Source organism: Brevibacillus reuszeri (assembly GCF_002897295.1).
Classification (GTDB): Bacteria; Bacillota; Bacilli; order Brevibacillales; family Brevibacillaceae; genus Brevibacillus; species Brevibacillus reuszeri_A.
The window spans coordinates 1-1,020 of sequence record NZ_BEXF01000105.1; the positions used below are offsets into that span (position 1 = coordinate 1).

Genomic DNA, 1,020 nt, shown 5'->3' on the forward strand with positions numbered 1-1,020 from the left:
AATCGAGTAGGAGGGGGTGACTAACCCCCGACCTCTCACACCACCGTACGTACCGTTCGGTATACGGCGGTTCATCTAAGTTTGACGTAAAAGAAAATACCTATCCTTAAGACTCTTAAGACCTTCGGTCAGCCAATAGCCATTATCCAAAGTTCTGTGAAGTATAGGACTGCACGCAATACGCCAGTATCTCTTACGAGAATTACCCCATTCGAAGGCTTTTGCTTTGGGCACTCCCAAGGTAATAAGCCTTTTTACTTTTGTTCGAGGGTTCTTCCACTGTTTCCATAGGCACATACGGAGCCTTCTTCTTATCCATTCGTCTAGACTGGAGAAGACCGAAGGTGTGTCTGCAAGTGAGAAGTATCCCGCCCAGCCAATAAGGTATCTATTTAGCTGTTCAATTCGATACTCCATGGGAAGCGCTTTTGACCTTGAGGTAAATTCTCGAATTCGTTGTTTTACCTTCTTCATGCTTTCTTTCGCGATTCGAATCTTTGGATCAGACTGGTGGGTAAAGCTAAACCCTAGAAATTTTCGTTTCCATGGCCGGTCTACTGCACTTTTCTCAATGTTCACCTTAAGTTTTAATTTATTCTCGATGAACCAGGAAATAGATGCCATTACCCGTTCGCCAGCCTTCTTTGAAGAAACGTAGACATTACAGTCGTCCGCGTAGCGGACAAATCTGAGCCCTCGTTTTTCTAGCTCCATGTCCAATTCATGCAACATGATGTTGGAGAGCAGCGGACTAAGAGGTCCACCTTGCGGCACTCCTTCCTCGTTTGCTGTCTCCATCCCGTTAATCATGATGCCCGATTCTAAATAGCTTCTGATAAGCCTGAGTAGTGTCTTTTCCTTGACATGTTTGGCGATAAGCCCCATTAACTTGTCATGGTTTACTTTGTCAAAGAATTTCTCTAAGTCTAAATCAACAACCCACCGTTTCCCCTCTTTCATAAAACCTTTAGCCTTCCGAACTGCATCATGTCCTCGCCTATTTGGACGAAAGCCATAACT

The 1,020-nt window shown here is 44.6% G+C and carries 1 protein-coding gene; it reads right to left on the reverse strand.

Annotated features, from left to right (window positions below; all coding sequences use genetic code 11):
- Window positions 1-75: 75 nt before the first annotated feature.
- Window positions 76-1,020: group II intron reverse transcriptase/maturase (locus tag C3B52_RS35645; RefSeq protein WP_103111009.1), on the reverse strand; the 945-nt coding region annotated here is incomplete at its 5' end.